The organism is Citrobacter sp. wls717, assembly GCF_005280955.1.
Taxonomy (GTDB): domain Bacteria; phylum Pseudomonadota; class Gammaproteobacteria; order Enterobacterales; family Enterobacteriaceae; genus Citrobacter; species Citrobacter werkmanii.
Genome location: NZ_SZWW01000006.1, coordinates 378,879 through 405,869, shown reverse-complemented (window position 1 = coordinate 405,869; position 26,991 = coordinate 378,879). Strand labels below are relative to the sequence as shown.

At 53.7% G+C, this 26,991-nt stretch carries 25 protein-coding genes; 10 read left to right on the top strand and 15 right to left on the bottom strand.

Annotated features, from left to right (window positions below; translation table 11 throughout):
- Positions 1–14 precede the first annotated feature (14 nt).
- From aroP to FDX09_RS04285, 3 genes are all read left to right on the top strand, one after another.
- Positions 15–1,388 (top strand): aromatic amino acid transporter AroP, encoded by a 1,374-nt coding sequence (gene aroP / locus FDX09_RS04295; protein ID WP_087857667.1) that lies wholly within the window; start codon positions 15–17, stop codon positions 1,386–1,388.
- Between the two features lie 157 nt (positions 1,389–1,545).
- The gene (locus tag FDX09_RS04290) at positions 1,546–2,952 is read left to right on the top strand and encodes an MFS transporter (RefSeq protein WP_137346837.1); all 1,407 of its coding nucleotides are present in this window, start codon (positions 1,546–1,548) and stop codon (positions 2,950–2,952) included.
- Positions 2,952–3,902 (top strand): family 43 glycosylhydrolase, encoded by a 951-nt coding sequence (locus FDX09_RS04285; protein ID WP_069324047.1) that lies wholly within the window; start codon positions 2,952–2,954, stop codon positions 3,900–3,902. The genes FDX09_RS04290 and FDX09_RS04285 overlap by 1 nt, the downstream gene beginning before the upstream one ends.
- A 91-nt stretch (positions 3,903–3,993) precedes the next feature.
- Here the strand turns inward: FDX09_RS04285 and ampE are convergent, their stop codons facing one another.
- Both ampE and ampD read right to left on the bottom strand, forming a co-directional pair.
- Complete coding sequence (gene ampE, locus FDX09_RS04280; protein WP_087857666.1) at positions 3,994–4,848, bottom strand: beta-lactamase regulator AmpE; 855 nt, start codon at positions 4,846–4,848, stop codon at positions 3,994–3,996.
- Positions 4,845–5,408, bottom strand: coding sequence for a 1,6-anhydro-N-acetylmuramyl-L-alanine amidase AmpD (ampD, locus tag FDX09_RS04275; RefSeq protein WP_038637254.1), 564 nt, complete (start codon positions 5,406–5,408; stop codon positions 4,845–4,847). Before ampD ends, ampE begins: the two co-directional genes overlap by 4 nt.
- Before the next feature lie 87 nt (positions 5,409–5,495).
- On the opposite strand from ampD, the gene nadC reads away from it, so the two are divergent.
- From nadC to hofC, 4 genes are all read left to right on the top strand, one after another.
- Positions 5,496–6,389 carry a carboxylating nicotinate-nucleotide diphosphorylase gene (gene nadC, locus FDX09_RS04270; RefSeq protein WP_085048304.1) on the top strand — a complete coding sequence of 298 codons (894 nt, stop codon included), beginning with the start codon at positions 5,496–5,498 and terminating at the stop codon, positions 6,387–6,389.
- Between the two features lie 225 nt (positions 6,390–6,614).
- Positions 6,615–7,052: a prepilin peptidase-dependent pilin gene (gene ppdD, locus FDX09_RS04265; RefSeq protein ID WP_137346836.1), complete on the top strand. Its 438-nt coding sequence runs from the start codon at positions 6,615–6,617 to the stop codon at positions 7,050–7,052.
- 9 nt (positions 7,053–7,061) lie between these two features.
- A complete protein-coding gene (gene gspE / locus FDX09_RS04260) occupies positions 7,062–8,444 on the top strand; it encodes a type II secretion system protein GspE (protein ID WP_137346835.1) in 1,383 nt (460 codons plus the stop codon).
- The gene (gene hofC / locus FDX09_RS04255; RefSeq protein ID WP_087857663.1) at positions 8,434–9,636 is read left to right on the top strand and encodes a protein transport protein HofC; all 1,203 of its coding nucleotides are present in this window, start codon (positions 8,434–8,436) and stop codon (positions 9,634–9,636) included. Before gspE ends, hofC begins: the two co-directional genes overlap by 11 nt.
- 34 nt (positions 9,637–9,670) lie before the next feature.
- On the opposite strand, the gene FDX09_RS04250 is transcribed toward hofC, so the two are convergent.
- A complete protein-coding gene (locus FDX09_RS04250) occupies positions 9,671–10,714 on the bottom strand; it encodes a GMP reductase (RefSeq protein WP_038637240.1) in 1,044 nt (347 codons plus the stop codon).
- A 225-nt stretch (positions 10,715–10,939) separates the two neighbouring features.
- Between FDX09_RS04250 and coaE the strand changes: the two genes are divergently transcribed.
- The 3 genes from coaE to yacG are packed head-to-tail and all read left to right on the top strand — an operon-like array spanning position 10,940 to position 12,507.
- Complete coding sequence (gene coaE / locus FDX09_RS04245; protein WP_038637237.1) at positions 10,940–11,560, top strand: dephospho-CoA kinase; 621 nt, start codon at positions 10,940–10,942, stop codon at positions 11,558–11,560.
- Positions 11,560–12,303 (top strand): cell division protein ZapD, encoded by a 744-nt coding sequence (zapD, locus tag FDX09_RS04240; RefSeq protein ID WP_038637234.1) that lies wholly within the window; start codon positions 11,560–11,562, stop codon positions 12,301–12,303. Before coaE ends, zapD begins: the two co-directional genes overlap by 1 nt.
- Positions 12,304–12,312: 9 nt before the next feature.
- Positions 12,313–12,507, top strand: coding sequence for a DNA gyrase inhibitor YacG (gene yacG / locus FDX09_RS04235; protein ID WP_003018740.1), 195 nt, complete (start codon positions 12,313–12,315; stop codon positions 12,505–12,507).
- A 90-nt stretch (positions 12,508–12,597) separates the two neighbouring features.
- On the opposite strand, the gene mutT is transcribed toward yacG, so the two are convergent.
- The 12 genes from mutT to murD form a co-directional block, all read right to left on the bottom strand.
- Entirely contained in the window at positions 12,598–12,987 is a 390-nt protein-coding gene (gene mutT / locus FDX09_RS04230) for an 8-oxo-dGTP diphosphatase MutT (RefSeq protein ID WP_038642991.1), read from the bottom strand.
- A gap of 56 nt (positions 12,988–13,043) precedes the next feature.
- On the bottom strand, positions 13,044–15,749 hold the full coding sequence (gene secA, locus FDX09_RS04225) for a preprotein translocase subunit SecA (RefSeq protein WP_038637231.1): 2,706 nt from the start codon (positions 15,747–15,749) through the stop codon (positions 13,044–13,046).
- A 60-nt stretch (positions 15,750–15,809) separates the two neighbouring features.
- Positions 15,810–16,316 (bottom strand): secA translation cis-regulator SecM, encoded by a 507-nt coding sequence (gene secM, locus FDX09_RS04220; protein WP_038637228.1) that lies wholly within the window; start codon positions 16,314–16,316, stop codon positions 15,810–15,812.
- A gap of 282 nt (positions 16,317–16,598) precedes the next feature.
- Entirely contained in the window at positions 16,599–17,516 is a 918-nt protein-coding gene (lpxC, locus tag FDX09_RS04215; protein ID WP_006686706.1) for a UDP-3-O-acyl-N-acetylglucosamine deacetylase, read from the bottom strand.
- Between the two features lie 100 nt (positions 17,517–17,616).
- The gene (gene ftsZ, locus FDX09_RS04210; protein ID WP_003018753.1) at positions 17,617–18,768 is read right to left on the bottom strand and encodes a cell division protein FtsZ; all 1,152 of its coding nucleotides are present in this window, start codon (positions 18,766–18,768) and stop codon (positions 17,617–17,619) included.
- A gap of 62 nt (positions 18,769–18,830) precedes the next feature.
- Positions 18,831–20,093, bottom strand: a complete 1,263-nt coding sequence (gene ftsA, locus FDX09_RS04205; protein ID WP_003018755.1) for a cell division protein FtsA — start codon at positions 20,091–20,093, stop codon at positions 18,831–18,833.
- Entirely contained in the window at positions 20,090–20,923 is an 834-nt protein-coding gene (gene ftsQ / locus FDX09_RS04200) for a cell division protein FtsQ (RefSeq protein WP_038637223.1), read from the bottom strand. Before ftsQ ends, ftsA begins: the two co-directional genes overlap by 4 nt.
- Position 20,924: 1 nt before the next feature.
- On the bottom strand, positions 20,925–21,845 hold the full coding sequence (locus tag FDX09_RS04195; RefSeq protein WP_137346834.1) for a D-alanine--D-alanine ligase: 921 nt from the start codon (positions 21,843–21,845) through the stop codon (positions 20,925–20,927).
- Positions 21,838–23,313, bottom strand: a complete 1,476-nt coding sequence (murC, locus tag FDX09_RS04190; protein ID WP_085048311.1) for a UDP-N-acetylmuramate--L-alanine ligase — start codon at positions 23,311–23,313, stop codon at positions 21,838–21,840. Before murC ends, FDX09_RS04195 begins: the two co-directional genes overlap by 8 nt.
- Positions 23,314–23,364: 51 nt before the next feature.
- Entirely contained in the window at positions 23,365–24,432 is a 1,068-nt protein-coding gene (gene murG / locus FDX09_RS04185) for an undecaprenyldiphospho-muramoylpentapeptide beta-N-acetylglucosaminyltransferase (RefSeq protein ID WP_038637216.1), read from the bottom strand.
- Entirely contained in the window at positions 24,429–25,673 is a 1,245-nt protein-coding gene (gene ftsW, locus FDX09_RS04180) for a cell division protein FtsW (RefSeq protein ID WP_038637214.1), read from the bottom strand. The genes murG and ftsW overlap by 4 nt, the downstream gene beginning before the upstream one ends.
- A complete protein-coding gene (murD, locus tag FDX09_RS04175) occupies positions 25,673–26,989 on the bottom strand; it encodes a UDP-N-acetylmuramoyl-L-alanine--D-glutamate ligase (RefSeq protein WP_085048312.1) in 1,317 nt (438 codons plus the stop codon). Before murD ends, ftsW begins: the two co-directional genes overlap by 1 nt.
- Positions 26,990–26,991 lie beyond the last annotated feature (2 nt).

Genomic DNA, 26,991 nt, shown 5'->3' with positions numbered 1-26,991 from the left:
ACACACGAGGTTTAATGATGGAAAGTCAACCGCATGGCGATCAGCTCAAGCGCGGCCTTAAAAACCGCCATATACAGCTAATCGCGCTGGGTGGCGCGATTGGTACCGGGTTATTCCTCGGTAGCGCATCCGTTATCCAGTCTGCAGGACCGGGGATTATCCTGGGTTACGCTATTGCCGGCTTTATCGCCTTTTTGATCATGCGCCAGCTCGGTGAAATGGTCGTTGAAGAGCCGGTTGCAGGCTCCTTTAGCCACTTTGCCTATAAATACTGGGGCGGTTTCGCGGGTTTCTCTTCCGGCTGGAACTATTGGGTACTGTACGTTTTGGTTGCCATGGCAGAGCTAACTGCCGTAGGTAAATACATTCAGTTCTGGTATCCGGAGATCCCAACCTGGGTTTCTGCGGCGGCCTTCTTCGTGCTGATCAACGCCATCAACCTGACCAACGTGAAGGTGTTTGGCGAGATGGAGTTCTGGTTTGCCATTATTAAAGTCATCGCCGTAGTCGCCATGATCCTGTTCGGCGGCTGGCTGCTGTTTAGCGGCAACGGCGGCCCACAGGCCACCGTCAGCAACTTGTGGAGCCAGGGGGGATTCCTGCCGCACGGCTTCACCGGTCTGGTGATGATGATGGCGATTATCATGTTCTCCTTTGGTGGGCTGGAACTGGTCGGCATCACCGCGGCTGAAGCCGATAACCCGGAGCAAAGCATTCCCAAAGCGACTAACCAGGTTATCTACCGTATCCTGATTTTCTATGTCGGTTCGCTGGCGGTTCTGCTTTCCCTGATGCCGTGGACGCGCGTCACCGCTGATACCAGCCCGTTTGTCCTTATTTTCCACGAGCTGGGCGACACCTTTGTTGCCAATGCGCTGAACATCGTGGTGTTGACCGCCGCCCTTTCTGTCTATAACAGCTGCGTATACTGCAACAGTCGTATGCTGTTCGGTCTGGCGCAGCAGGGTAATGCGCCGAAAGCGCTGATGAACGTCGACAAGCGCGGCGTACCGGTGAACACTATTCTTGTCTCCGCGCTGGTAACGGCTCTGTGCGTGCTGATCAACTATCTGGCGCCGGAATCCGCCTTTGGCCTGCTGATGGCATTGGTGGTTTCCGCCCTGGTGATCAACTGGGCGATGATCAGCCTGGCGCACATGAAGTTCCGCAAAGCCAAACAGCAGCAGGGCGTAACCACCCGCTTCCCGGCGCTGTTCTACCCGCTGGGTAACTGGGTATGCCTGCTGTTCATGGCCGCAGTGCTGGTGATTATGCTGATGACGCCGGGCATGGCGATCTCGGTGTACTTAATCCCGGTATGGATTGGTATTCTTGGCATCGGCTATCTGTGCAAGCAGAAAACGGCCCGCGCGGTTAAAGCGCATTAAACTTCCCTCCCCCACCTGGACCAGGTGGGGGTTGTTACCTGCCTCACACTTTCCCACTCACGACTGTTTCGTCCATATCAGCGGCGTTATCCTGCAACGTAAAAACACCGGTACCAGACAATAATTCTCTCCATATCTCATTAATGGAGTGCAGTTGATGGAAACCAGTAAGCTCACGGTGAAAGAAAAGATCGGCTATGGAATGGGCGACGCCGGATGCAACATCATCTTTGGCGCCATCATGTTGTTTGTTAACTATTTTTACACCGATATTTTTGGTCTTGCGCCTGCCCTGGTCGGCGTATTACTGCTCTCAGTACGCGTTATCGATGCCGTTACCGACCCTATAATGGGCGCGATGGCCGACCGCACACGCAGTAAATATGGTCGATTTCGTCCATGGCTTTTGTGGATGGCTTTCCCTTACGCATTATTCAGCGTGCTTATGTTTACCACCCCTGAGTGGACGTATAACAGCAAGGTTATCTATGCCTTCGTCACCTACTTCCTGCTCTCTATTACCTATACGGCGATCAACATTCCCTACTGCTCGCTCGGCAGCGTTATCACCAACGATCCCAAGGAACGCGTCGCCTGCCAGTCATATCGCTTTGTATTGGTAGGAATCGCAACCCTGCTGCTCTCCCTTACCCTGCTGCCGATGGCCGACTGGTTTGGCGGGGAAGACAAAGCTAAAGGGTATCAGATGGCGATGGCGGTACTCGCCTTCATCGGCATGTGTATGTTCCTGTTTTGCTTTGCATCAGTCCGTGAACGCGTTCACCCCGCCGTGCAGACTAACGACGATTTAAAAGCCGACCTGAAAGACGTGTGGAAGAACGACCAGTGGGTAAAAATCCTGCTGTTAACCCTGTGCAACGTCTGCCCGGGCTTTATTCGCATGGCCGCCACCATGTACTACGTTACGTGGGTTATGCAACAAAGCACGCAGTTCGCCACGTTGTTTATCAGCCTCGGCGTCGTCGGCATGATGATCGGCAGCATGCTGGCGAAGGTATTAACCGATCGCTGGTGCAAACTGAAGGTGTTCTTCTGGACCAACATCATCCTGGCGATTTTCTCCGCTGCATTTTATTTCTTCGACCCGAAAGCCACCATGATGATTATGGTGCTCTACTTCCTGCTCAACGTCCTGCATCAGATCCCTTCCCCGCTGCACTGGTCGTTGATGGCGGATGTCGATGACTACGGCGAGTGGAAAACCGGTAAGCGCATCACCGGGATCAGTTTCTCCGGTAACCTGTTTTTCCTCAAGCTGGGCCTGGCAATTGCCGGGGCGATGGTAGGCTTCCTGCTCTCCTGGTACGGCTACGACGCAGGGGCGAAAGCGCAAAGCGACTCCGCCATTAACGGTATTATGCTGCTGTTCACCATCATACCTGGCGTAGGTTATCTGATTACCGCAGGCGTGGTTCGCCTGCTAAAAGTTGACCGCGAGTTTATGCAGCAAATCCAGACCGATCTGGAAAAACGCCGTACCAACTACCGTGAACTCAATGAATACCACGATATAAAAACGACTGAACCCGTAAGGAAAGCCTAATGAAACAGTGGCCAAATCCCTTTATCGAACAACGCGCCGATCCGTTTATCTTACGCGACGGTAGCCACTACTATTTCATTGCGTCAGTGCCAGAATATGACCGACTGGAGATTCGTCGGGCCGACTCTCTGGAGGGATTGCGCTCCGCCACTCCCGTTGTCGTCTGGCGTAAGCCGGAAAGTGGTCCTATGAGCCAACTCATCTGGGCGCCGGAACTTCATCATCTGGCAGGCAAGTGGTACATCTATTTTGCCGCTACCCATACTCAGGCGCTTGATAAGCTGGGGATGTTCCAGCACCGCATGTTTGCCTTGGAGTGCGCAGACGCCGATCCGCTGACCGGCAAGTGGACAGAGAAAGGCCAAATTAAAACGCAGTTTGATACCTTCGCCCTGGACGCCACCACCTTTAATCATCAGGGGAAACAGTGGTATTTGTGGGCACAGAAATCGCCGGATATCGCCGGAAATTCCAATATTTATCTCGCAGAGCTGGAAAACCCATGGACGATTAAAGGCGAGCCGGTCATGCTCAGCCATCCTGAGTATGACTGGGAATGCCGGGGTTTCTGGGTCAACGAGGGTCCGGCAGTCATGGTGCATGGCGACAAGCTGTTTATCAGCTATTCGGCCAGCGCCACCGATGAGAATTACTGTATGGGGTTACTGTGGATTGGCCTCAACGACGATCCGCTCACCCCGCAGAACTGGCATAAATCACCGCGCCCGGTCTTTACCACCAGCTATGAAAATCGCCAGTATGGACCGGGACACAACAGTTTTACGCAAACGCCGGATGGTGAAGATGTACTGGTGTACCACGCGAGAAATTACACCGAGATTGAAGGCGATCCGTTGTACGATCCAAACCGCCATACGCGTCTGAAACTGGTGCGCTGGGACGAAAACGGGATGCCCGATTTTGGCATCCCGCCTGCTGATACGATCTAAGCCGTTGCACTGCCCGGTGGCACTAATGCTTACCGGGCCTACACGTTTTCCATTCCAGGCCGGATAAGCGTTAGCGCCATCCGGCACAACGCTACACTAATGTGCCATAAATGGTGAGCAACGCGATAATCACCACCACCACAAAAGAGGTCTTCTTCGCCATTGAAACAGCCGCTTTTGGCGTTTCGACTTTATCAGTATGCGGTTCACGCGCCAGAGAGAACTGCGCCAGACGCGTTAACACCTGATATTGCGAAGTATGCAGATCCGCCAGTGAGGCAAACCAGGCCGGCAACGCTTTCTCGCCGTGTCCCAGCAACGCATAGACTACGCCAGCCAAACGAACCGGGATCCAGTCCAGCACATGCAGGATCGCATCAATACCCGATTGCAGACGCTGATGCGGCGTCTGATAGCGCGCCAGCCAGGACTGCCAGGCGCGTAAAAAGGCATAACCAACCAGCGTCACCGGTCCCCAAGGACCACCAACAATCAACCAGAATAACGGCGCCAGATAAAAGCGGAAGTTGTTCCATAACAACGCGTTCTGCAGCTCGCGCAAGAACTCGCGCTCATCGCAATCCGGCGGAACCCCATGTATAAGCGTCAGCTCGCTGGCCATCGCCTCACGAGCATGTGTGTCATCGCGAGCGGCCGCCTGCAAATAGGCATGATAGTGGAGACGCGCCTTGCCTGCGCCGATGCACAGCAAGCCAATTAAGATCCATGCCACCAGCAACGGAACGTTAAACAGCAGCCCATGAACCGCGCGCAGCAGCAGGAATGTCAGCCCCATTGCAATCAGGGTCATGCCCACCGTACGCATCATCGAGAAGTGCTTAATTCTGCGGAAAAAAGCTTCCACCCGATGATCAAGCTGCCAGTGCTCACCCAGCTTAAACAGGCGTTCAACAATCAACACCAGTAATGTTGTAAACAACGTCATGTCATCTCCTTGTGCGACGAGGGGGTGACCAGGGCGCGAAATTTTGCCCAGTCAAAAGACGGCCCGGGATCGGTCTTACGTTCGGGGGCAATATTACAGTGTCCAGTCATATTGTTGGCAATGGCCGGATAACGCGTAATCAGTGCATTCGTCACGGCGGCCAGTTGCTTATACTGTGCATCGGTATAGGCCAGCGTATCCGTTCCTTCCAGCTCAATACCAATTGAAAAATCATTACAGCGCTCACGCCCCTGATAATTTGACACGCCCGCATGCCAGGCGCGTTTATCAAAAGGGACGTACTGCACAATCTCACCATCACGGCGGATCAAACAATGGGCTGAGACGCGCAAATGGGCGATCTCAGCAAAAAAAGGATGGGCCTTGGGATCAATCGTGCCGGTAAATAACGCGTCTATCCACGGGCCGCCAAACTCGCCGGGCGGCAGACTGATATTATGCACCACCAGCAGAGAAGGGGTTTCGTCATCCGGGCGGCAATCGTAATGAGGAGAGGGAACGCGTCGCGCCTCTGCCAGCCAGCCCTCGTCTAACAACATGCAGAATCTCCTTATTGGTGGTGCTCATACCAGGTTCAGGGTAGCATGTTTCTACCTTATGATTCGTTAGCAATTTGGAGTTTTATCATGCCGCCTCGCCGCTATAACCCTGACTACCGACGTGACGCGCTGTTGGAACGCATAAATCTGGATATCCCTGCCGCTGTAGCTCAGGCACTGCGCGAAGATTTAGGCGGAGAAGTTGATGCCAATAACGATATCACCGCACAGCTTTTACCCGAAGATATGCGTTCCCACGCCACCGTGATTACCCGAGAAAATGGCGTTTTTTGCGGGAAACGTTGGGTGGAAGAGGTCTTTATTCAATTGGCTGGCGATGATGTCAACATCACCTGGCATGTCGAAGATGGCGACAGCATTAAGGCTAATCAACCGCTGTTTGAGCTGGACGGCCCTTCCCGCGTACTGCTGACCGGCGAACGTACCGCACTTAATTTTGTACAGACGCTTTCGGGCGTGGCGAGCGAGGTGCGTAAATACGTCGATCTGCTGGCGGGGACAAAAACCCAACTACTGGATACACGTAAAACGCTGCCAGGGCTGCGTACCGCCCTGAAATATGCCGTGTTATGCGGCGGCGGCGCGAATCATCGCCTGGGGCTTTCTGACGCCTTCCTGATTAAAGAAAACCACATTATTGCTTCTGGTTCGGTACGTAAGGCTGTTGAAAAAGCCTTCTGGTTGCATCCGGATGTGCCTGTTGAAGTTGAAGTTGAAAGCCTGGAAGAACTGGACGACGCACTGAAAGCCGGGGCGGACATCATCATGCTCGATAACTTCGAAACTGAGCAAATGCGCGAAGCGGTAAAACGCACCAACGGCCAGGCGCGTCTGGAAGTCTCGGGTAACGTCACCCATGAAACGCTGCGCGAATTTGCCGAAACCGGTGTGGACTTTATCTCCGTTGGCGCACTGACCAAGCACGTCCGCGCGCTCGATCTCTCCATGCGTTTTCGTTAATTGCAAGGCCCGATGGCGCTTCGCTTATCGGGCCTCCCCCCAGCCGGATAAGGCATTTACGCCGTCATCCGGCAGTTTCTTCGAGTCCCTTCGCAAATACATTGTCTGATCCTGTAATTTCGTAAAAATCCTCTGAATCCGCTTTCCCGTTCTGTTTTTTGTCTCTCGCCTAAGATCCGTTCGATTTGCCAAAGTAGCGCCAGCTAACTCAGGAGCGAATCAACAATGGATAAACAACGAGGCTTCACGCTTATCGAACTGATGGTGGTCATTGGCATCATTGCCATTCTTAGCGCCATCGGCATTCCGGCTTATCAAAACTATCTGCGCAAAGCCGCCCTGACAGACATGCTGCAAACCTTTGTCCCCTATCGCACCGCGGTCGAGCTCTGTGCGCTGGAGCATGGTGGAACAGAGACTTGCGATGCCGGGACCAATGGCATTCCCTCCCCCACAACCACCCGTTATGTCTCAGGCATGAGGGTTGAAAAAGGCGTTGTCAGCCTCACAGGCCAGGAAAGCCTGAATGGGCTAAGCATCACGATGACGCCGGGTTGGGACAATGCCAACGGTATTACCGGCTGGAGCCGTAACTGCGCCATTCAAAATGACAGCGCACTACAACAGGCTTGCGAAGACGTTTTCCGCTTCGACACGTACTAAGGAAAAGAGATGAATACCACGCAACTCACGGCGCTATGCCAACGTTATCAGGGAATATTACTCGATGCAGACAATGAAGTAGTGCACATCGCCGTGGTGGATGCACCGTCCCATGAGCTGCTGGACGCCCTGCATTTTGCCACCACCCGACGTATCGACATTGTTTGCTGGACTCGCCAGCAAATGGAAGGCCACACGCATACGCCACAGAAAATGTTACCGGTCGTAGTGTCTGAAAGCAGCGCCACCGCAGCCGGGTTGCTGAATCAGACGTTTCAATCCGCCCTGGCGCAACGGGCTTCTGATATTCACTTTGAACCAGCGGAACATCGCTATCAGATCAGATTACGCGTGGATGGCGTATTACACGCTTTGCCGGAAGTCACAACTGAGATGGGCATCGTTATCACCGCAAGATTAAAAGTATTAGGCAGCCTGGATATTGCCGAGCACCGGCTGCCACAAGACGGACAATTTACCATTGAGATTTCAGGACAACCCATCTCGTTTCGTATCTCCACCTTGCCCTGTCGCTGGGGTGAAAAGGTTGTACTACGGCTACTTCATCAGGTCGATCAGACACTGGATATCACCGCGCTGGGCATGCAGGACGCGCAGCTGGCAGCATTTTCGCAAGCGTTGCAGCAGCCTCAAGGGCTGATTCTGGTTACCGGGCCTACCGGGAGTGGTAAAACGGTCACCCTGTACAGCGCGCTACAAACCCGAAATACATCAGAGGTGAATCTTTGTAGCGTAGAGGATCCGGTAGAGATCCCCATCGCAGGCCTTAACCAGACACAAATTCACCCACGCGCAGGTCTTACTTTTCAGGGCGTATTGCGCGCTCTGCTGCGCCAGGATCCCGACATCATTATGGTCGGCGAAATCCGCGATGGCGAAACGGCTGAAATAGCGCTTAAGGCGGCACAAACCGGTCATCTGGTTCTGTCAACACTGCATACTAATTCCACCAGTGAAACGCTGGTACGCCTGCAGCAAATGGGGGTTGCGCGCTGGATGATCGCCTCCGCGCTGACGCTCGTCATTGCCCAGCGCCTGGTCAGAAAGCTATGCCCCCATTGCCGACAACGCCTGGAGACATCCATTACGCTCCCCAAAGTCATCTGGCGCATGCCACTGCCACGTTGGCATGCGCCTGGTTGCGAACATTGTTATCACGGCTTTTATGGTCGTACCGCATTGTTTGAAGTGCTCCCGGTGACACCTGCATTACGCCAGAGCATCGCCAGTGGCACATCCGCAGACGGGGTCGAGTCAGATGCTCAGCTATCTGGGCGTACGCTTTTCGAGAATGGCTGTCAGGCTGTCGAACAAGGCTTAACGACATATGAAGAACTTATTCGCGTACTGGGCATGCCGCATGTCAGCTAAACAGCTTTGGCGCTGGCAAGGCATTAACAACGAAGGTGAGCCGTCGGAAGGAGTATTATGGGCTGATACCCGACTCTCGCTGATACAAGCGCTGGAGCAGCGGCATATCACGCCGTTACGTATTAAACGTATCCGTGTCAAAAACTCTCACTGGAGCCGTGAAAGAAGCGCCGAAACCATACATCAGTTGGCAACCTTACTGAAAGCAGGGCTAACACTCTCGGCAGCGCTAACCCTGCTGGCTGAACAGCATCCCAGCAGCCAGTGGCAGGCGCTCCTGCGCACGCTGGCTCACGATATGGAGCAGGGCGTTTCCCTCTCCACCTCACTCGCAACATGGCAACACGTTTTTCCGCCACTTTATCAGGCGATGATCCGTACCGGAGAGCTTACAGGTAAGCTGGATGATTGCTGTTTTGAACTCGCCAGACAGCAAAAAAACCAGCAGCAACTCGCTGATAAAGTTAAAAAAGCCCTGCGCTATCCGATTATCATCATCACGATGGCGGTAATAGTCGTATTTGCGATGCTGCAGTTTGTGCTCCCTGAGTTTGCCGCCATCTACCAAACGTTTAACACCCCACTACCAGCGCTCACTCGGGGGATGATTGCCATCGCCCACTACAGCAGCCAATGGGGGTGGCTGGCGGTAGCATTCACGATGCTCTCGGTTATGACATATCACGTGATCAAACAGAAACCGTATTGGCGCATTCTGAGTCAGAAATGGTTGCTTGGGCTCCCTGTTACAGGAGCAATGGTCAGAGGGCAAAAACTCACGCAGATCTTTACCGTTCTGGCGTTAACACAAAACGCTGGCATTCCCTTTTTACAGGGTCTTGAGAGCGTTAGTGAAACGCTTGCCAGCCCTTTCTGGTCTCAACGTTTAGCGCAGGTTCATCACGATATCAGCGCCGGGAAACCTGTCTGGTTGGCGCTGAAAAATTGCGGCGAATTCAGTCCATTATGTATACAGCTGGTAAGAACGGGGGAAGCATCCGGTTCGCTGGATGCAATGCTGCGTAATCTCGCCCACCATCACGGGGAGAAAACGCTGTCTCAGGCGGAAAATCTGGCTGCGCTACTTGAGCCCGCGTTACTGGTCATTACGGGTTTGATCATCGGTACGCTGGTTGTCGCGATGTATTTACCGATTTTCCATTTGGGAGATGCAATGAGCGGCGTAGGATAAAGCTGGCGCATTACCACACGCCAGCTTCATCATGTTACAGGCTATTGAAAACGCGGTTTTCTTGTTCCTGTACACGAATAAACGTTGTACGTTTGGTTAGCTCTTTCAGACGGGAGGCGCCTACATAAGTACAAGCTGAACGCAGGCCGCCGAGGATATCGCGAGCGGTATTATCAACCGGACCACGCAGCGGCAGCTTAACGGTTTTACCTTCTGCAGCGCGGTACTGTGCAACACCACCTACGTGACGCGTCATGGCAGATTCAGAGCTCATACCGTAGAACAGCATGAATTTCTCACCGTTCTCTTCAACAATTTTGCCGCCACTTTCTTCATGACCGGCCAGCATGCCGCCGAGCATAACGAAGTCCGCGCCGCCGCCGAATGCTTTTGCCACGTCGCCCGGCATTGTGCAGCCACCGTCGCTGACAATCATACCGCCCAGACCGTGCGCTGCGTCGGCACATTCAATCACTGCAGAGAGCTGCGGATAGCCAACGCCGGTTTTTACACGCGTAGTGCATACAGAACCAGGCCCAATACCGACTTTGACAATGTCCGCACCGGAAAGTATCAGCTCTTCACACATTTCGCCGGTAACCACATTACCCGCACAGATCGTTTTCGTCGGCCATGCTTCACGCGCTTTTGACACAAACTGAACAAAATGCTCAGAGTAGCCATTTGCCACATCAATGCAGATAAAGTTCAGCGCCGGGTTGAGCGCCAGAATCTGTTTGGTTTTTTCGAAATCTGCGTCAGACGTGCCGGTGGAAACCATCACATGCTTGAGGATATCGGCAGAGCTATCCGCGATAAAGGCAGACCAGTCTTCAACAGAATAGTGTTTGTGCACAGCGGTCAGGATGTCGAAGGATGCCAGCGCCTTTGCCATGGCAAATGTCCCGACAGTGTCCATGTTCGCAGCGATAATCGGTACGCCGGACCAGGTCTGACCTGAATGCTTAAAGGTAAATTGACGTTCCAGCTCAACATCGGAACGGCTTTTGAGAGTAGAACGCTTAGGGCGGATAAGAACGTCTTTGAAACCTAACTTCAGATCTTCTTCGATACGCATGTGCGGATTCCTGGGGTTAATGGCGAAAAATCGAAACTCACAACTCCAGTGACGCTATCATACGCACTAATCAATGCCGCGCAAGACTGCGAAATTCTCTTTTTTTACGCTACAATCCCATAAATTTACCTGGCGAATAGTAGGTTAATCCTGCAGCAGCCTCGCCTTCGCGCGCTTAACTTTTAACTGTTTGATAATCAAACTTAAACTCCAGGACCTGCATCTATGAGGTATACAGTAGCCTTAACCGGCGGCATTGGCAGTGGTAAAAGCACCGTTGCAAATGCGTTCGCTGACCTCGGAATAAACGTGATTGATGCAGATATCATTGCGCGTCAGGTGGTTGAACCAGGTACGCCTGCCCTCATGGCGATTGAAGAACATTTTGGTTCCGACGTGATAGCCGCGGACGGGTCGCTACAGCGACGCATTTTACGCGAACGTATTTTTTCCAATCCTGAGGAAAAAAGCTGGCTAAATGCGCTGCTCCATCCGCTTATTCAGCAGGAAACACAGCGTCAGTTTGATCAAGCGACCTCGCCCTATCTGTTATGGGTTGTCCCGTTGCTGGTAGAGAATTCGCTGTATAAAAAAGCCAACCGCGTGCTGGTGGTGGATGTCACCCCCGAGACCCAGCTCAGACGAACCATGCAGCGTGATGATGTGACGCGCGAGCATGTTGAAAAAATTCTTGCTGCCCAGGCTACGCGTGAAGCGCGTCTGGCCGTGGCAGACGATGTTATTGATAATAATGGCGCACCGGAAGCCATCGCCTCGGATGTCGCCCGCCTGCACGCGCTCTATTTGCAATGCGCGTTGCAGTTTGTCTCACAGGAAAAACCGTAATGCACACCCAGGTCCTTTTTGAACACCCTCTCAATGAGAAGATGCGTACATGGCTGCGCATAGAGTTTTTGATCCAACAGCTCTCCGTTAATTTACCTATTGCAGACCATGCAGGCGCACTGCATTTTTTCCGTAATATCGGCGATTTACTGGATGTCTTTGAACGCGGTGAAGTTCGCACCGAACTCCTGAAAGAACTTGAACGACAACAGCGTAAACTCCAGGCCTGGGTTGAAGTTCCCGGCGTCGATCAAAGCAGAATCGACGCATTGCGCCAACAGTTAAAAAGCGCGGGCAGCATTCTGATTTCGGCCCCACGCATTGGACAAACGCTGCGTGAAGATCGCCTGATTGGCCTCGTGCGTCAGCGTTTAAGCATTCCTGGCGGATGCTGCAGTTTCGATCTCCCCACCCTGCATATCTGGTTACATTTACCACAGCCGCAACGCGACGCGCAGGTTGAAACCTGGCTTGCCAGCCTGAATCCACTCAACCAGGCGTTGTCGCTGGTGCTGGATTTAATTCGTAACTCGGCGCCGTTTCGTAAACAAACCAGCCTGAATGGTTTTTACCAGGACAACGGCGAAGATGCCGATTTGCTGCGCTTGCAGCTGCCGCTGGATTCGCAGCTTTATCCGCAAATTTCTGGTCATAAGAGCCGTTTTGCCATTCGTTTTATGCCGCTGGATAGCGAGAATGGCCAGGTGCCTGAGCGTCTCGATTTTGATCTGGCGTGCTGTTAAGGAGTCAACATGTCTGAACAAACCATCGTCAACTGCCCAACCTGCGGTAAACCCGTGGTGTGGGCTGAAGTCAGTCCGTTTCGCCCATTCTGCAGCAAACGCTGCCAGTTAATCGATCTGGGTGAGTGGGCCGCAGAAGAGAAACGTATCCCCAGCTCTGGCGATCTGTCGGAAAGCGACGACTGGAGTGAAGAGCAGAAATAATTCTGCTAAAACGGGATAAAGCAACGCCGCATCCGGCGTTGTATGTTGTTTTGCCTGATGGCGCTGCGCTTATCAGGCCTACGAACCCCCTTAGCCCGCAATCAGCTTTTCAATTACCGGGGCATTCGCGGGCGGGAAGTCCTCCACATTCAGAGCATCTTGCGCAATCCACTGCGCCGGTTGCCCCTCTTTTCCCCACGGTTCGCCTTCCCAGCTTTCCACCAGCCAGAACCACAGCGTAATGTGCCGGTCCGGAAACTGATACTCCAGCTTTTCGAACAGTGAATTCTGAGTCGGTGTGATCCCAACTTCTTCCTGTAGTTCGCGAATCAGCGCCTGCTCTGGCGTTTCACCCGCTTCAATTTTCCCGCCGGGGAATTCCAGCTTATTTGCCATATGGGCATCCGCCGCACGCTGGGTGATAAAAATTTCATTGTGCTGGTTACGAATAATCCCGACGGCGATCTGCAATTTTTTCATTTTCATCGTCCATAAAAAAGGCGCAGAAGTCTGCGCCTTTTCAATAAGTTATTTTCTTAGCTCAGACGGCCATGACACTGTTTGTATTTTTTGCCGGAACCGCAAGGGCACGGATCGTTACGACCCACTTTACGCTCGCCGGTTTGTGCTGCCATCTCTTCTGCCGCGGCGGCATCGTCGCCTTTATGGCTCAACTGCTGCATCTGCGCTAAACGCTCAGCTTCTTCACGACGCTGCTGCTCCATCGCTTCGACTTCTTCAGGCATACGTACCTGAACTTTGCTCAGGGTGCTGATCACTTCATACTTCAGTGATTCCAGCATTGATGCAAACATAGAGAAGGATTCACGCTTGTATTCCTGCTTCGGATCTTTTTGCGCGTAACCACGCAGGTGGATACCCTGACGCAGGTAATCCATCGCCGCCAGGTGCTCTTTCCACAGCGAGTCGAGCGTTTGCAGCATCACGCCTTTTTCGAAGTGACGCATCATCTCTGCGCCCACAACTTCTTCTTTACGCTGATAAACTTCTACCGCGTTTGCCAGAATACGTTCGCGCAGCGTTTCTTCGTGCAGCTCAGGTTCTTTATCCAGCCACTCTGAAATCGGCATATCCAGATCAAAGTCGTTTTTCAGGCGCTCCTGCAGACCCGGAATATCCCACATCTCTTCCAGAGACTGCGGCGGAATATAGGCATCAATCGTCGCTTTGAAGACGTCTTCGCGGATGCTGTTAATGGTTTCGCTAACGTCAGAGACATCCAGCAGTTCGTTACGCTGGGTGTAGATTGCGCGGCGCTGATCGTTAGCAACGTCATCATATTCCAGCAGTTGCTTACGAATATCGAAGTTGCGGCTTTCCACTTTACGCTGCGCGTTTGCAATCGCTTTCGTCACCCATGGGTGTTCAATCGCTTCACCCGGCTTCATACCCAGTTTACGCATCATGCCGGACACACGGTCAGAGGCAAAAATACGCATCAGCGCATCTTCCATCGACAGGTAGAAACGAGACGAACCCGCATCCCCCTGACGACCGGAACGACCACGCAGTTGGTTATCGATACGACGAGATTCATGACGCTCAGTACCGATAATATGTAAACCGCCGGCCGCTAACACCGCGTCATGACGAACCTGCCAATCAGCTTTGATCTGGGCGATCTGTTCCGGAGTTGGGTCTTGCAGCTCGGCAACTTCCGCCTGCCAGCTACCACCCAGCACGATATCGGTACCACGACCCGCCATGTTTGTCGCAATAGTGACGGCTGACGGATAACCCGCCTGGGCGACGATATCCGCTTCGCTGGCGTGGAACTTGGCGTTCAGCACGTTGTGCTTAATGCCTGCTTTGGTCAGCTCGTTAGAGACCACTTCCGATTTTTCAATGGAGATAGTACCCACCAGCACCGGCTGGCCATTAGCGGTACGCTCTTTAATATCTTCAATAATCGCCTGAATTTTTTCCGCTTCGGTCATGTACACCAGATCCGGTAAATCCTTACGGATCATCGGACGGTTGGTCGGAACGACCACGGTATCCAGTTTGTAGATGGAGCTGAATTCAAACGCTTCAGTGTCTGCAGTACCGGTCATACCGGCCAGTTTTTCGTACAAACGGAAGTAGTTCTGGAAGGTAATGGATGCCAGCGTCTGGTTTTCGTTCTGGATCTCCACGCCTTCTTTCGCTTCAACAGCCTGGTGCAGGCCATCGGACCAGCGACGCCCCTGCATCGTACGACCAGTGTGTTCGTCGACGATGATAACTTCGCCATCTTTCACGATGTAGTCGACGTCACGGGTAAACAGCACGTGCGCGCGCAGTGCGGCAGTCACGTGGTGCATCAGCATAATGTTGCCCGGAGAGTACAGCGACTCGCCCTCATCCATAATGCCTTCGTTCACCAGCAGTTCTTCAATCAGCACCAGACCACGTTCGGTCAGGTTAACCTGGCGCGCTTTCTCATCAACGGAGAAGTGGCCTTCACCCTGGAAAGTGTCGGAATCTTCCTTCTCCTGACGGATCAGGTGCGGAATGATTTTGTTCACTTTTTTATACATTTCCGAGCTGTCTTCAGCCGGACCGGAAATGATCAGCGGCGTACGCGCTTCATCGATCAAGATGGAGTCGACTTCATCGACCAACGCATAGTGCAGTTTACGCTGAACACGCTCTTCCGGGCTAAACGCCATGTTGTCACGCAGGTAGTCAAAGCCGTATTCGTTGTTGGTGCCGTAGGTAATATCGGCATTATAAGCTTCACGCTTAGCTGGCGCTGGCAGGCCAGACATGTTGATACCGACAGTCATGCCGAGGAATTCAAACAGCGGGCGGTTATTTTCGGCGTCACGCTGGGCCAGGTAGTCGTTCACAGTAACCACGTGTACGCCTTTCCCGCTTAACGCGTTCAGGTACGCCGGCAGCGTTGCGGTCAGGGTTTTACCTTCACCGGTACGCATTTCCGCGATGCAGCGATCGTTAAGCACCATACCGCCCAGCAGCTGAACGTCGAAGTGGCGCATGCCGAACACACGCTTACTCGCTTCGCGAACCACCGCGAACGCTTCCGGGATCAGGCTCTCAACGCTGGCGCCTTTTTCCAAACGGGCGCGGAATTCCGCGGTCTTTGCTTTCAGCTCATCATCGGAGAGTTTTTCCATCTCCGGTTCCATGGCGTTGATGACATTGACCACTTTACGCATACGACGCAGCGTACGTTCGTTACGGCTACCGAATACTTTTGTTAATAATTTGATTAGCATAATAAAATCTCAAACGCCCCGCGGTGCGGAGTCAAAAATTATAAGTTGGAAGGTTCTTTTTTAGCTGAGGCGTTGAGGGCCAGCGCGGATGCCCTGCAGCTGGCTGATCCAGACCGGAACGCTAAACGCGGCCTGAGAGGTAAAGTGGGAGTATGTCACGCGACTCACGGTCGCTGGCGGTCTGCCTTCTTGCGTCAGCATCGCGCTGAGCGTATTCAATAACGCAAGATGGTGCGCCTGGATTGGCAACGGCTCTTCGGCAACGGGCAGCGCCTGAGGAGCCATAGCAAAAGAAAGATGGCGAATAACCGTACGAATAGCATGCTGATGCCAGTAGTCGACGGTAAAATTCGGGCGGCGATTGGTCGCTTCCAGCAAAGCAAGCTGGTTAAAGTTAACTTTAGCGCCTTGATCGTGATTGCTGGCGGTCGCCTTCGCGGGGGTATTAGGTTCAGCTGCATTACCGAGCGCGGGCAGGCCAAAACTAGCCGCGACCATCCCCAACAGGAGATGCGGCCAGAAGTACCGTCTGCCTAACTGTCGCCAGCGCGTCAGTATTCCACTCACGTTATTGCCACCTGATATACCCTGCGTTTGGGGTTACATATGCAAAACCATTTTTTGCGCACAAATATTACCATTAATGCGTTCGCACCACAGCAGTAATGACGCAAGTCGCGGGTAAATATGCTTAAGAAAGCAGCGATCGAACGCTATTCTACTCTGCCGGTGGGGAGAAAGTCGCTTCAGGGAAGGTGGTTTGCAATCGGAAAATAAAAAAACGACTGGTTCACCTGGCCGGAGAGAGTGCCAGATTAACCAGTCGAATTTATGCGACAGCGTATGTCGTTATGCCAGTACGGTCGAAGGTGCTTTGAACGCCAGCGGCAGTTCTGCATCGTCCTGGAAGGTCACATATTCCCAGGCTTCCTGTTTCGCCAGGACCGCCTGCAACAATTTGTTATTCAATGCATGACCGGATTTATACGCGGTGAATGCACCAATAATGTTGTGACCACACATGAACAAGTCACCAATCGCGTCGAGCATTTTGTGACGAACGAATTCGTCTTCAAAACGCAGGCCGTCTTCGTTCAATACGCGATAATCGTCAACAACGATGGCACAATCGAAGCTGCCGCCCAGGCACAGGCCGCGGGACTGCAGATATTCGATATCACGCATGAAGCCGAAAGTACGCGCACGGCTGATCTGGCGCATGAACGCATCCGCAGAGAAGTTCATCGCGTAGCGCTGCGTGCTGGAGTCGATTGCCGGATGGTTAAAGTCGATGGTGAAATCCAACGTGAAACCATTATACGGCTTAAACTCAGCCCACTTATCGCCATCTTCGACACGAACGGTCTCTTTGATGCGAACAAATTTTTTGGCGCTGCTCAGTTCTTCAATACCCGCATCAAGCAGCAGATAAACAAACGGAGCGGCACTGCCATCCATAATCGGGATTTCCGGGGCGTTAACTTCAATAACGATGTTATCGATACCTAAGCCCGCCAGAGCAGCGTTAAGGTGCTCAACGGTTGAAATCCGTACATCATGCTCGTTGACCAGACACGTACAGAGCATGGTATCACGCACAGATTTGGCATCGGCCGGGAAATCTACCGGAGGATTCAAGTCGGTGCGACGATAGATGACCCCGGTGTTGGCCGGCGCAGGGCGTAATGTCAGGGTGACTTTTTTGCCGGTATGCAAACCGACGCCAGTCGCCTGAACGATACGTTTAAGAGTCCTTTGTTTGATCATCGTATAATCTCGCCAAATTACCTATCCAACCGAAGTGTACTATACATTCGGTGGGCCAGTTTAGCACAAAGAGCCACAATTCCCAAATTCCAGCTAATTCTTAATCAGCTTGCTTACGCAGGAACGCAGGGATATCCAGATAATCCGGCTCTTTGGTGGTTTGCGGCGTATTGTCGTTAACCACTTTCGCAACCGGTTTTTGCTCTTGCGTCAACGGCGCCATACCGTGCTGCTGGTAACGATCCATTACCGGCTGCTGGACCTGCTTGTTGGTTACCAGAGTGATTTCAGGACGCTTGTCCATACCAATTCCAGTCGCAACAACGGTCACGCGCAGTTCGTCGTTCATATCCGGGTCCAGAGAGGTACCGATAACCACGGTCGCGTTATCCGATGCAAAGGCACGGATGGTGTTACCGACGGTTTCGAATTCATCCAGACGCAGGTCGAAGCCCGCAGTAATGTTGACCAGCACGCCGCGCGCGCCAGACAGATCGATATCTTCCAGCAGCGGGGAAGAGATAGCCATTTCAGCCGCTTCTTCCGCACGGTCTTCACCGCTTGCCACGCCGGAGCCCATCATCGCATAGCCCATTTCGGACATCACGGTGCGCACGTCTGCAAAGTCGACGTTCATCAGGCCCGGACGCGTGATCAGTTCAGCGATACCCTGGACTGCGCCTTTCAGCACGTCGTTCGCTGCGCCAAACGCATCCAGCAGGGAGATACCACGGCCCAGCACTTTCAGCAGTTTGTCGTTCGGGATAGTGATCAGAGAGTCCACGTGTTTGGACAGTTCGGTGATACCCTGCTCCGCGAATGCCATACGCTTCTTGCCTTCAAAGTTGAAAGGCTTAGTCACGACAGCAACGGTCAGGATACCTAAATCTTTTGCTACTTCAGCAACCACTGGCGCAGCACCGGTTCCGGTACCGCCGCCCATACCTGCTGCGATAAACACCATGTCTGCACCGTCAAGCGCTGCACGCAGAGCTTCACGATCTTCGTCTGCCGCATTACGACCGACTTCCGGGTTTGCACCCGCGCCCAGACCTTTGGTGATGCCGCTACCAATCTGAATGGTCTGTCCAACCGCCGTTTTACGCAACGCCTGAGCGTCGGTATTCACCGCAAAGAATTCAACACCTTCGATGCGCTCGCGCACCATGTGTTCAACGGCATTACCGCCGCCGCCGCCGACGCCGATGACTTTAATCACCGCGTCATTGGTTAGTTCCATAGGTTCAAACATAGTTTCTCTCTCCGTTGTGCCTGTCGCCTGAGACCTTTAATGTGCGTCGGTCTCTTTAAAAATTAAAACTCTTTTCTCAGCCAGCTATTGAGTCGTTTAATCCACGAGCCAACTGACGCCGTTACGCGTTTTTCAACTTCAGCCTCACCACTCAAATGGGACTCTTTCCCGTAGTGAAGCAGCCCCACCGCCGTTGAATAATACGGCTCCTGGGCATAATCCGTCAGACCGGTAATATTCAGCGGTGCGCCAATACGGACTTGCGTATGGAACACGCGCTGTGCGCAGGCTGCAAGACCTTCAATTTGCGCTGCGCCACCGGTTAACACAATCCCCGCCGCCAGATGATGTTTCACCCCCTGCTGGCGAAGCTGTTCTTGTAATTGCAAAATTTCTTCGTTGACCAGGTTGAGCAGCTCGGTATAACGCGGCTCAATGACCTCTGCCAAAGTCTGACGCTGCAGGCTACGCGGCGGACGACCGCCCACGCTTGGCACCTCAACGCTCTCGTCTTTACCGACGATGGAGCCCAGCGCGCAGCCATGACGTACTTTGATGGCTTCAGCATCGCTCGGCGGCGTACCAAAGGCATACGCGATATCGCTGGTCACCACATTCCCTGCATAAGGGATCACTTTGGTATGGCGCAACGCCCCGCCAGTATAAACGGCGATATCCATTGTACCACCACCAATATCTACCACGCAGACACCCAGTTCACGTTCATCTTCCGTCAACACGGAATAACTGGCTGCCAGTCCGGCGAAAATCAGTTGGTCAACTTTCAGACCACAACGTTCAACGGCTTTGACAATATTCTTCGCCATGTCGTTGTGGCAGGTAATAAGATGCACTTTTGCCTGCATACGTACGCCGGAAAGACCTACCGGATTTTTGATACCTTCCTGGTAGTCAATGGCGTATTCCTGCGGAATAACGTGCAGAACACGATGTTCATCGCGCACGCGTACGGATTTTGCCGTATGTACGACGTTTTCCACATCTTCCTGCGTCACTTCCTCTTCGGAAATGGGCACCATACCAATTTCATTCTGACAGCTAATGTGTTTGCCGGAAAGCGCCAGATACACCGAGGATATCTGGCAATCTGCCATCAGCTCAGCCTGGTCAATGGCGCGCTGTACGCATTTCACCACTGACTCAAGGTCATTCACCCCGCCTTTATCCATACCTCGCGATGGGCAACTGCCCACGCCAATGATATTGACCATACCGTCGGGCAGAACTTCCCCTACTAAAGCGGCTACCTTCGCGGTGCCAATCTCCAGTCCAACTACCAGTTTTCTGTCCGTCGCCTTGATCATTGTTGTTCTGCCTGTGCCTGATTCTGTTGCTGATTAGATTCCTCAGGAGGCAAGGGAACCCAGCCCACTGCCGCTCCTGAGTCATAACGCAAATCAACGTAGCTAATCCGTTTGCCATCGGTTTGCGCCTGCTGCTGTAAAACCGGGTAGAGTTCCACAAAGCGAGCCAAACGTTTTATCGTATCGCCCCTGCCCAGATTGAGCTTAATATCGTTATTTAGCGTCAACTGCCAGGAACGACGCGCGGTCATCGCCGCTTCCTTCAGGGTGAATCTATCCTTAGCCAGCACCTGCCCCATATCGCGGAATCCTTGCAGCACTTCACTTGCGCTGCCTTCCGGTCCGTACAACATGGGTAATACCTGCTTATTGGCCCGACCGGATGGGACGCTGAACGTATTGCCTTCAGCATCCACCATGTGCTGGTCATTCCAACGCGCAATTGGCACATATTCAACCAGATGAATCTTCAATTCATCAGGCCATTGCTTTCTGACGCTCGCCTGTTTAATCCACGGGAGGCGTTCAATCTGACTCTGGATGATGTTCACATCCTGGGTCATAAAGGTTCCCGGCGCGCCCAGCGCCAGAATGGACTGACGGATATCGTCATTGCGCGTGTAATGCCGTTCGCCGGTTAACACCAATTTTGACAACGGCAAACGCTGCGCATCTTCCATCCATCCCAACACGACCCAGCCGCTGACAAACACGGTGCACAGCACTGTCAGCAGGAACAGTATTCCTGCAAGACGCGTTCCATTATTGCGGCGTGAGGAATTTACGTCTTCTTCATCACCGTTTCGCGTGTTCAGCGCAGCCTGCGACATATCAGTCCGCCAACTCCAGAATTCTTACCACCAACTGCGAGAAGCTCAGACCCGCCTGACGCGCCGCCATCGGCACCAGGCTGTGGCTGGTCATACCCGGAGAGGTATTGGCTTCCAGCAGATAAAACTGGCCATCGCTGTCCAGCATGACGTCAATGCGACCCCAACCTTTACAGCCTAAGGCGGTCCACGCTTTCAGGACTAAATCCTGTAATTGGGCCTCTTGCTCGACTTCCAGACCTGCAGGGCAGAAATATTGTGTCTCATCAGAGAGATACTTCGCCTCATAATCATAGAAGGTTCCCGCGGGTTGGATACGTATTGACGGTAAAATTTCTTCGCCGAGTATCGCAACGGTAAATTCCGGGCCACTGAGCCATTTTTCAATCAGTACTTCTTCATCATGCTGAAAAGCCAATGCTAATGCACCCTGCAAAGCATTTTCTTCTTCAACTTTTGACATCCCTACGCTGGAACCTTCACGGCTTGGCTTCACAATCAGCGGCAAACCTAACGCAGAAATTTTTGCAACTATCTCATCGCTAAGACCTTTTTCGAACTCAGCGCGGGTCAACGCAACCCATGGCGCGACGGGTAAACCTGCGCCCTGCCACAGCAGCTTGCTGCGCAGTTTGTCCATCGAAATCGCGGAAGCCATGACGCCGCTGCCGGTATAAGGCAGGCCAATTTGCTCCAGCATGCCCTGCAACGTGCCATCTTCACCGCCACGGCCGTGCAGCGCAATAAACACCTTCTGAAAACCCATTGATTTCAGAAGAGTGACATCAACCTCTTTAGGGTCAACCGGATGGGCATCCACGCCGCCTTCACGCAACCCGGCGAGCACAGCCGCGCCAGAGTTCAGCGACACGTCTCGTTCTGCGGAGGTGCCCCCTAACAGGACCGCGATTTTATCAGCCATGTTGTTCTTCCTCCGGATTTTGCGGCTTCAGTTTGATTTCAGCTAAGGAACGCGCAATTTTGCCGATATTTCCAGCGCCTTGCACCAAAATCAGATCGTTGCCGGTTAATACCGGTGCCAACATTTCTGCCACCTGGGCCGGATCGGATACCAGAATAGGATCGATCTTACCGCGACCACGAATAGTACGGCACAGCGAGCGGCTGTCAGCGCCTGGAATGGCGGCTTCGCCCGCGGCGTATACATCCAGCATCAACAGCGCATCAACCTGAGTCAGCACGTTGGCAAAGTCGTCATATAAATCGCGCGTACGCGTATACCGATGCGGCTGGAACAGCATCACCAGATTTTTGTCCGGCCAGCCCGCGCGCGCGGCTTTAATCGTGGCATCCACTTCCGTTGGGTGATGGCCGTAATCATCAACCAGCATCGCGGTCCCGGCTTTACCGTTAACCGGCTCAAGCGGGAATTCGCCGAGGAAGTCAAAACGGCGTCCGGTACCCTGGAAACTTTCCAGCGCGCGCAGGATCGCGTCGTCTTCAATACCTTCTTCCGTTGCGACCGCTACCGCGGCAGCCGCGTTCAGCGCATTGTGGCGGCCCGGCGCGTTCAACGTTACGCGTAGTTCGGCCATCCCCTGACGCACCAGGGTGAAGTGACCCTGCGGGCCGATCTGCTGGTAATCTTCAACGCGCACATCGGCATCATCACTGAAACCATAGGTTGTGGTTTGACGGCCAACTCGCGGTAGCAGTTCGCGGATCACCGGATCGTCAACGCACATCACCGCACGACCATAAAACGGCAAGTTATGCAGGAAATTAATAAACGTCTGCTTTAAATTTTCGAAGTCGCCATGGTAGGTATCCATATGGTCGGCTTCGATATTGGTGACAATCGCCACCATCGGCTGCAAATGCAGGAACGACGCATCGCTCTCGTCCGCTTCGGCAATCAAATAACGGCTATGACCCAGACGTGCATGAACGCCTGCGGCCTTCACCAGACCACCGTTAACAAAGGTCGGATCCAGCCCCGCTTCCGCGTAAATACTGGAGACCATCGCCGTGGTCGTGGTTTTACCATGCGTCCCGGCAATGGCGATGCCGTGACGAAAACGCATTAACTCCGCCAGCATTTCAGCGCGACGGATCACCGGAATGCGCGCTTCATGCGCCGCAACAATTTCCGGGTTATCCGCAGAAATGGCGCTGGAGACCACTACCACGCTCGCATCGCGTACGTTTTCCGGACGATGGTTGAAGAAAATCGTGGCACCGAGATTCGTCAACTGCTGCGTCACCGGATTTGGCGCTAAGTCAGAACCGCTGATCTGATAACCTTCATTGGCCAAAACTTCGGCAATACCGCCCATACCAGCACCACCGATGCCGACAAAGTGAATGTGCCGAACGCGACGCATTTCGGGCACGATGGAACGCAGTTTTGCCAGTTGTTGTGTATTCATTCTTTAGCCATTAACTTCTTAGTTCATGCGATGCAAAAGGCATCACCACAATTACGCCCGGGCAGCCCGGCTCACTTCATTTGCAACGCGTTCGGTGGCATCCGGTATGGATGCGGCGCGCGCACGTTCTGCCATGGTTAATAAAGTTTCTCGCGACCACCCGGCAAGGGTGCTGGCGACGGCATCCACAGTAAACTGTGGTTGCTCTAAAATTTTGGCGGCGCCCGCTTTTTCCAGCGGCAACGCATTCCAGTACTGCTGTCTGTCTTTGTGCTGGAACGGCACAAACAGCGCAGGTAAGCCTGCGGCGGCAATCTCACTCACCGTCAGCGCGCCGGAACGGCACACTACAACATCCGCCCATGCATAAGCGGCGGCCATATCATCAATAAACTCAGTGACCTTGTGCTGCGGTTGTCCGACCTCGGCATAAGCGTGTTCAACGGTTTGTTGCGCACCTTTACCGCTCTGGTGCCAGATAGTCACCGCCTCGCCAAGCTTTGCGGCAACCTGCGGCATCGTCTGGTTGAGAACGCGCGCGCCCTGAGAACCACCGACTACCAGCACACGAACCGGGCCTTCACGTCCAGCCAGACGCGCTTCGGGTAATGGCAGCGCCAGCACGTCCGTGCGTACCGGGTTCCCGACCACTTCCGCATTCGGGAAAGCGCCGGGGAAAGCCTGCATAACCTTCGTTGCAATCTTTGCCAGCCATTTATTGGTTAATCCCGCAATGCCGTTCTGCTCATGCAGTACGACCGGAATACCTAATGACCATGCGGCCAAGCCGCCAGGACCTGACACGTAGCCGCCCATACCGAGCACCACATCAGGCTTGAATTGCTTCATGATGGCGCGCGCCTGACGCCAGGCGTTAAAAATACGCACGGGTGCGGCAAGCAGTGCGTTAACGCCTTTGCCACGCAGACCGGAGATGCGAATAAAGTCAATTTCAATGCCATGCTTCGGCACTAAGTCCGCTTCCATACGATCGGCGGTGCCCAGCCAACGAACCTGCCAGCCCTGGGCCATTAAATGGTGCGCGACCGCCAGTCCCGGGAACACATGCCCGCCGGTACCGCCTGCCATCACCATTAACCGCTTCGGTTGACCACTCATCGTGCACCTCGTGTAAACGCCTGGGCTTTTTCCAGACGCGTTTCATAATCAATACGTAACAAAAACATGATGGCCGTCGACATTATCAACAAACTGGAACCACCATAACTAATAAGCGGCAGCGTCAGGCCTTTGGTTGGCAGCATACCTGCCGCCGCGCCGACGTTTACTAACGCCTGGAAGCTAAACCAGATCCCGATGGAGCAGGCTAAAAAGCCTGAAAAACGGTGGTCAATTTCCAGCGCTTTACGGCCAATCGACATCGCGCGAAAAGCGACGAAGAATACCATTAAAAGTGCCAATACCACACCGATATAACCCAGTTCTTCCCCAATGATGGCGAAGATGAAGTCGGTGTGCGCCTCCGGTAAATACTCCAGTTTTTGGACTGAGTTGCCTAACCCTTGCCCCCAAACCTCACCACGGCCAAACGCCATTAGCGATTGCGTCAACTGGTATCCGCTGCCGAACGGATCTTCCCATGGATTCCAGAAAGAGGTTACGCGACGAATACGATACGGTTCGGCAAGGATCAGCAGCACGACCGCCGATATCCCCATGCCGATAATCGCAATGAACTGCCACAATTTAGCCCCGGCAAGAAACAGCATCGCCAGCGTGGTGACAAACAGCACCACTACCGTACCGAGGTCAGGCTGCGCCAGCAGTAATACGGCCAGCACCAGGATCACGCCCATCGGTTTCAGGAAGCCGCGCAGGTTGTTTCGCACTTCATCCACCTTGCGTACCAGGTAGTTGGCGAGATAACAGAACAGCGACAGCTTGGTAAATTCCGCAGGCTGAATACGCAGCGGCCCCAGAGCAATCCAGCGCGATGCCCCGTTAACGGAGCTCCCCACCACCAACACGATCAGCAGCATGATGATCGAGGCGATGAGCATCGTAGTGCTGTACTTCTGCCAGAACGCCATCGGCAGACGCAGCGTGACCATCGCCAAACAGAACGCCAGGAAGATGTACAGCGCGTCACGTTTAGCAAACAGGAAGGGGTCTCCCGCCAGACGTTGTCCTACCGGCATTGATGCCGATGTCACCATGATGAAACCAATTGCCGCCAGACCGAAGGTCAGCCACAGCAGCATGCGGTCATACATGATCAGGCTGTCCGCGTCTTTATCGCGCGAAGCCATCACCCAGCCTTTGAGTGCCGCGAAGATCCACGCCAGGACACCCAGTCCCGGTAAGCGCGGCATTCTCAGGCGAGGGAGAGATAAACGCATCAACCCAACTCCTTCGCCAGACGCGTAAAGACGTCACCGCGTTGCTCAAAGTTCTTGAACTGATCGAGGCTGGCACACGCTGGCGACAGCAGCACCATATCACCCGGCTTCACGCGCGGCGCGAGCAGACGCATTGCCTGCTCCATGGTTTCGGTTTGTTCGGCAACCTCAGGTCGCAGTGCCGCAAGCTGCGCGCCATCACGGCCAAAGCAGTACAGACGGATGTTGTCGCCGGTGAGGTAACGTTGCAGCGGCATAAAGTCAGCAGATTTCCCGTCGCCGCCCAGCAGCAGGTGCAGCGTACCGTCAACATGCAGGCCATTCAGCGCCGCTTCAGTACTGCCGACGTTGGTCGCTTTTGAATCGTTGATCCAACGCACACCGTTATGATTCAGTACCAACTGGAAACGATGCGCCAGTCCGGTAAAGGTGGTCAGCGCTTTCAGGCTTGACGCCCGCGGCAGACCCGCTGCATCAGCCAGCGCCAGCGCTGCCAGAGCGTTGGTATAGTTATGCTGGCCGGTAAGCGTCATCTCTTTCACGTTGAGAACTTTTTCACCCTTCACCCGCAGCCAGGTTTCGCCCTGCTGACGATTAAGGTGATAGTCCCCCATGTTGACACCGAAGCTCACACAACGCTCATCTGCGCCACGAACCGGCATGGTCAGCGCATCATCCGCATTGACCACACAGACTTTCGCATTCTCATAAACGCGCAGTTTGGCCGCACGATACTGCTGCAAGCCAAACGGATACCTGTCCATATGATCTTCGGTGACATTCAAAATGGTGGCGGCTACGGCCTGTAAGCTGGAGGTCGTTTCAAGCTGGAAGCTGGATAGCTCAAGCACATATAGCTCACGCTCGGCATCCAGTAACATCAGTGCTGGCAGGCCAATGTTTCCGCCTACGCCGACGTTAACGCCTGCTGCTTTTGCCATTTCGCCAACCAGCGTGGTAACCGTGCTCTTACCGTTAGAGCCGGTGATCGCGACGATCGGCGCCTGTGCTTCGCGACAAAACAGCTCAATGTCACCGACAATTTCAATCCCCGCATCGGCGGCGGCGCTCAGTGAAGGGTGCGCCAGGGCAATACCAGGGCTGGCGACGATGAGATCGGCGTCCAGCAGCCAGTCATCATTCAGGCTGCCAACATGACGCTCAACCGCTTCCGGTAATTTATCCAGGCCCGGCGGCGTCGCGCGGGTATCCATCACGCGCGGCGTCACGCCACGCGCCAGGAAGAAATCCACGCAGGACAGCCCGGTCAAACCCAGACCGATAATGACGACTTTTTTACCCTGGTAATCAGCCATGA

Coding starts and splice junctions, on each gene's coding strand:
- coaE (WP_038637237.1), top strand. CDS start 10,940: ATGAGGTATACAGTAGCCTTAACCGGCGGCATTGGCAGTGGTAAAAGC.
- ampD (WP_038637254.1), bottom strand. CDS start 5,408: ATGTTGTTAGACGAGGGCTGGCTGGCAGAGGCGCGACGCGTTCCCTCT.
- ftsQ (WP_038637223.1), bottom strand. CDS start 20,923: ATGTCGCAGGCTGCGCTGAACACGCGAAACGGTGATGAAGAAGACGTA.
- ftsZ (WP_003018753.1), bottom strand. CDS start 18,768: ATGTTTGAACCTATGGAACTAACCAATGACGCGGTGATTAAAGTCATC.
- FDX09_RS04285 (WP_069324047.1), top strand. CDS start 2,952: ATGAAACAGTGGCCAAATCCCTTTATCGAACAACGCGCCGATCCGTTT.
- mutT (WP_038642991.1), bottom strand. CDS start 12,987: ATGAAAAAATTGCAGATCGCCGTCGGGATTATTCGTAACCAGCACAAT.
- ftsW (WP_038637214.1), bottom strand. CDS start 25,673: ATGCGTTTATCTCTCCCTCGCCTGAGAATGCCGCGCTTACCGGGACTG.
- ftsA (WP_003018755.1), bottom strand. CDS start 20,093: ATGATCAAGGCGACGGACAGAAAACTGGTAGTTGGACTGGAGATTGGC.
- murD (WP_085048312.1), bottom strand. CDS start 26,989: ATGGCTGATTACCAGGGTAAAAAAGTCGTCATTATCGGTCTGGGTTTG.
- lpxC (WP_006686706.1), bottom strand. CDS start 17,516: ATGATCAAACAAAGGACTCTTAAACGTATCGTTCAGGCGACTGGCGTC.
- murC (WP_085048311.1), bottom strand. CDS start 23,313: ATGAATACACAACAACTGGCAAAACTGCGTTCCATCGTGCCCGAAATG.
- secA (WP_038637231.1), bottom strand. CDS start 15,749: ATGCTAATCAAATTATTAACAAAAGTATTCGGTAGCCGTAACGAACGT.
- hofC (WP_087857663.1), top strand. CDS start 8,434: ATGTCAGCTAAACAGCTTTGGCGCTGGCAAGGCATTAACAACGAAGGT.
- FDX09_RS04290 (WP_137346837.1), top strand. CDS start 1,546: ATGGAAACCAGTAAGCTCACGGTGAAAGAAAAGATCGGCTATGGAATG.
- gspE (WP_137346835.1), top strand. CDS start 7,062: ATGAATACCACGCAACTCACGGCGCTATGCCAACGTTATCAGGGAATA.
- aroP (WP_087857667.1), top strand. CDS start 15: ATGATGGAAAGTCAACCGCATGGCGATCAGCTCAAGCGCGGCCTTAAA.
- FDX09_RS04250 (WP_038637240.1), bottom strand. CDS start 10,714: ATGCGTATCGAAGAAGATCTGAAGTTAGGTTTCAAAGACGTTCTTATC.
- murG (WP_038637216.1), bottom strand. CDS start 24,432: ATGAGTGGTCAACCGAAGCGGTTAATGGTGATGGCAGGCGGTACCGGC.
- yacG (WP_003018740.1), top strand. CDS start 12,313: ATGTCTGAACAAACCATCGTCAACTGCCCAACCTGCGGTAAACCCGTG.
- FDX09_RS04195 (WP_137346834.1), bottom strand. CDS start 21,845: ATGGCTGATAAAATCGCGGTCCTGTTAGGGGGCACCTCCGCAGAACGA.
- zapD (WP_038637234.1), top strand. CDS start 11,560: ATGCACACCCAGGTCCTTTTTGAACACCCTCTCAATGAGAAGATGCGT.
- ampE (WP_087857666.1), bottom strand. CDS start 4,848: ATGACGTTGTTTACAACATTACTGGTGTTGATTGTTGAACGCCTGTTT.
- ppdD (WP_137346836.1), top strand. CDS start 6,615: ATGGATAAACAACGAGGCTTCACGCTTATCGAACTGATGGTGGTCATT.
- nadC (WP_085048304.1), top strand. CDS start 5,496: ATGCCGCCTCGCCGCTATAACCCTGACTACCGACGTGACGCGCTGTTG.